Source organism: Endothiovibrio diazotrophicus, from assembly GCF_054657215.1.
This window is the reverse complement of the sequence record NZ_BAAHXB010000208.1, coordinates 1-3,600: the sequence shown is the minus strand read 5'-3', so window position 1 is coordinate 3,600 and position 3,600 is coordinate 1. Positions and strand designations below refer to the sequence as shown.

Annotated in this window: 5 protein-coding genes; 2 read left to right on the top strand and 3 right to left on the bottom strand. The window is 59.6% G+C overall.

All coding sequences use genetic code 11. The features are described from left to right. A partial coding sequence (locus ACYQ2W_RS25565; protein WP_459873770.1) for a CHC2 zinc finger domain-containing protein occupies window positions 1-1,884 on the bottom strand: 1,884 nt, incomplete at its 3' end. A gap of 132 nt (window positions 1,885-2,016) precedes the next feature. Here ACYQ2W_RS25565 and ACYQ2W_RS25560 point away from each other — a divergent pair. Both ACYQ2W_RS25560 and ACYQ2W_RS25555 read left to right on the top strand, forming a co-directional pair. Beyond that, the gene (locus ACYQ2W_RS25560) at window positions 2,017-2,367 is read left to right on the top strand and encodes a helix-turn-helix domain-containing protein (protein ID WP_459873768.1); all 351 of its coding nucleotides are present in this window, start codon (window positions 2,017-2,019) and stop codon (window positions 2,365-2,367) included. Window positions 2,368-2,436: 69 nt separating this feature from the next. Further along, complete coding sequence (locus tag ACYQ2W_RS25555) at window positions 2,437-2,694, top strand: SymE family type I addiction module toxin (RefSeq protein WP_459873766.1); 258 nt, start codon at window positions 2,437-2,439, stop codon at window positions 2,692-2,694. Window positions 2,695-2,753: 59 nt separating this feature from the next. Here the strand turns inward: ACYQ2W_RS25555 and ACYQ2W_RS25550 are convergent, their stop codons facing one another. Both ACYQ2W_RS25550 and ACYQ2W_RS25545 read right to left on the bottom strand, forming a co-directional pair. Next, complete coding sequence (locus tag ACYQ2W_RS25550; protein WP_459873763.1) at window positions 2,754-3,146, bottom strand: hypothetical protein; 393 nt, start codon at window positions 3,144-3,146, stop codon at window positions 2,754-2,756. A gap of 3 nt (window positions 3,147-3,149) precedes the next feature. Continuing rightward, a partial coding sequence (locus ACYQ2W_RS25545) for a polymorphic toxin type 44 domain-containing protein (protein WP_459873761.1) occupies window positions 3,150-3,600 on the bottom strand: 451 nt, incomplete at its 5' end.

Below are 3,600 nucleotides of genomic sequence, written 5' to 3'. Positions count from 1 at the left end.
GAACAGGCTCTGCCCGGTCATCGCCGAATACTGCACCCGCTCCTCTTCCGGCATTAGGTCCAGGATGGCCTCCATCAACGAGGACTTGCCGGCGGCGCTGGTGCTCTGGATGATCACCGCGAGCGGCTTGTCGAGCTTGCGCGAGACGCAGGAGAGATAGCCGATCAGCTTGTTGGTCTCCTCACCCACCACGCCGCAACGGTCGAAGTCCTCGAGGATGCGCTGCATCAGGTCGGGAGCGCGGAGCAGCGCCAGGGCCTCTTCCTCGGCTACCGCGTCGAGGGCCGTGGAGTCTTCGCCACCCTTCAGGGTCTGTTTGATCTGCTGCTCCTGCAGAGCCTCGCACTTCAGCAGCACCTTGCCGAGGTCGCGCTTTATCACCTCCTCCTTCACCGCCAGCTCGAACGCCGCCTGCTTGATGAACAGGCCACGGCTTTTGGCGGCGTAGAGGTCAAAGGTGTCGACGTGCAACGCATCAGCGCAGGAGACCAGCACGTTGACCTTGAGCTGGTTGATGCTGAGGTTCTTGTCGAGGCCGCGGATGCGGTAGCGGCGGTCGCCGAGCGAAATGATTACCTCGCCATCTGACACCTCGGCCTCGATCTCCGCCTTGGGGGCTTCGGGCGAAACGCTGGCGGGGAGGGGATTGGCCGGCTCTGGATGGACCGGCGGCGCTGGTTGCTCTTCCGGGATGACTGAGGCGGCTAAAGAGGGAGGTGACGTTTCTGCTTTAGCCGCTTCTTCCTCCACCGCCGGCACCGATTCCCTTTTCGGAGCTTGCCCCTTCCCCAGCCACACCGCCGAGCGGATCGCCACGCCCAGACTCTTGCCGGCGGGTTTCACTTGGCAGGCGTATTCGTTGGCGTCCATCCCCTTGGGGAAGTGGATGCGGTAGGCGTCGATCCCTTCGCGGGTCAGCTTCTTTGCCAGCTCGGCGGCGGCCTTCTCGCCCGCCTCGTCCCGGTCGTAGGCGATCAGCACCCGCTCGGTGCCGTGGTGCTTGAGCGCGGCCAGCAGCTCATCGGTGAAGCCGTTGACGCCGTAGCTGGTAGTGACGTTGCGGAAACCGGCCGCCCAAAACGTCAGGGCGTCAATCAGCGATTCGCAGAGGATGACTTCCCGGCTCTCGGCCAGCGCCTCGGCGTTGAATATGCCCCGGTGCGGGCCGGGCAGATAGAGGTGGTAGGCGGTGCCCTTGCGGAGATTGTCGCGCAGCTTTCGGCCGTAGACCTCGAGCACCTGTCCATCGTTGATGACCGGGACCACCAGCGAGCCGTTGAAGTGCTCATGGCCGCTCTTGCGCAGGACGCCGAGGGCCTGCAAGCGCCCGCGGATCTCGGCGCCGGCCTTGCGGTTCTTCTCGGGCAGGCGATAGGCCAGGGTGCGGTTGGCGACCCCCAGCTTGAAGTGCTCGATCAGCTCGGGGTGGTTGAGGCCGCGCCGCTCCAGGTACTCCAGCGCCTCCGGCGTCTGCTTCAGGGTCTGGTGGTAGTAGTCCACCACCTGCGCCAACAGTGCTTGGTCCTCGGCGCCGGCATCGAGCGGGGAATCCAGTTGGGGGACGGTGGTCCGCTTGACGGGGTGAGCGGCTAAAGAGGAGAACTCGCCAGTCCTCAGCAGCTCCACGGCGTGGCGGAAACTCACCCCCTGGCGCTTCATCACCCACTGGATGACGTCGCCCCCTTCGCCGCAGGCCCCCAGGCAGTGCCAGAGGTTCTTCTCGGGCGAGACCACCAGCGACGGCTCCCGGTCGTCGTGGAAGGGGCATAGCCCGAGATAGTCCTTGCCGTGCTTCTTCAGGGTGACGCCCTGGCTCTCCACCAGACGGACGAGGGATACCTCTTGCTTGAGGCGTTCGATTTCCCGTTCCGGTATGCGTGCCATGGCGATATCCCCTTAGAGTCCTGTCAACGATCATTTTAGATATTTTTAGCATATCATGTATAATCCCTTCAACCGATCATTTCAGAACGGGGGATTACCATCATGTCAGGTCCACTATTCCTGGTGCTTGATATGAACTTCTCGGAGCGCGTGGCTCGGCTGCGCAAAGACAAGGGCTGGACACAGCAGACGCTGGCCGAGCAGGTCGGTGTGCGCGTGCTCCAGATTCGCCGCTACGAGAACGGCTCTTCACAGCCCACGCTGGAGGTGATCAAGAAACTGGCCGTAGCGCTGGGGGTCACCGCCGACGAGCTGATCTTCGAGACCGACGAACGCGGCCCGACCGATGAGTTCCGGTTGCAGTTCGAGGCGCTACAGAGTTTTGACGAGGAGGAACGCAAGATCGCCAAGGCAGTGCTTGAGAGCCTGATTCTCAAGCACAACGCCAAAAGGGCTTTTCGGGATGAATTGAAGACGGATTGAAGCGCCGACCGGAAGGGGGGCCACCCTTCCGGTCAGCTGACCACAACCCAACTGAAGAGGAGTTGCGTCATGGCTGATGACGATTCTACGGGCAACGTGCGCCCGGTGAGAAATCCCCTGGAGCGCCGGCTGACCGTCGGCACGCTGTTCTACGAGAATCCGCCGCGGCGGGCCGATCCGCCGGGGGCGCAGGGTCGGGCGCGGCGGGTGCCGTGGTTGCAGATGAAGGGGCAGTGGCTCGCCGCCGCCGGCTTCGAGGCGCGCACGGCGGTGAAGGTGCGGGTCATGCGTGGGTGTCTGGTGGTGACCGTCGCCGAGGAGGATTGAGGCGCAAAACAAAGCCCCGCCCGGTCGGTGGCCGGGCGGGGCTTTTGTTATTGGCCACTTTACTTGTCGCGCCTTATCTCATTGACTGAAACTATATATTTGAAATCGTCTACTTCTTTTGAATTCCAGAAGTTTGTGAATTTAAATATTCTTGCTTTCTTGTAAGTGATTGTTAGTTCTTTGGGGGCATTCCACTTGACGGCTATTCCGTCAACCTTGTCCGCAATAAATATCGCATCGCTATCATTATGTTTTTCGCCAATCTTCTCTATGTAAATCTGATATGAATAACTTGTGGTTGCACCGCAGTTTTTTCTCGATATCACAGCATCTACTACTTTGTCAGGTGAGGCTGCTCGCAAAACTTCCTGTTCTTCACACAGGCCGCCCTTTCCACAGCCGGAGAGTCCTGCAAGAAATAGAAGTACAAGCCAGTAATTGCCCGAGTTCAATTTCTAAGGCCCCGCAGAGCCGTTAGGGCAGTTCATTGGATTGAATAGCCCGTTCTCGTAATCTCTGATCCCTTCATTAATCCAGAGCTGGTCCGCAGGGTCATCGCCAAAGTTTGATGGAGGCCAATCCCACCAATTACCCCATTGAGGCCGGCTAGTTCCCGCTTGCTGCTGAGCCCAGCCGGCTCCTCTATTAGGTATGTTCCCCGGAATTCCGACAGCTCTTGCTGTCGCTCCAAAATTGTAATTACCAAATTGCTCGTATTGTCTTCCCTGTTGTTTGTAGTCCCACTTTCCACCATTTCTAACAGCGTTATACCACTGGCTATACGACATGTTCCTGGCGTCTTGAACGTTTTGTGAAACGCTCGCGCCTGCCGGTATGTTGCTCGGCGGGACAAGTCCAAGTGGATCGATAAGGTTGAGCGGGTCGTTTAGTACATAGGAGTAAAGA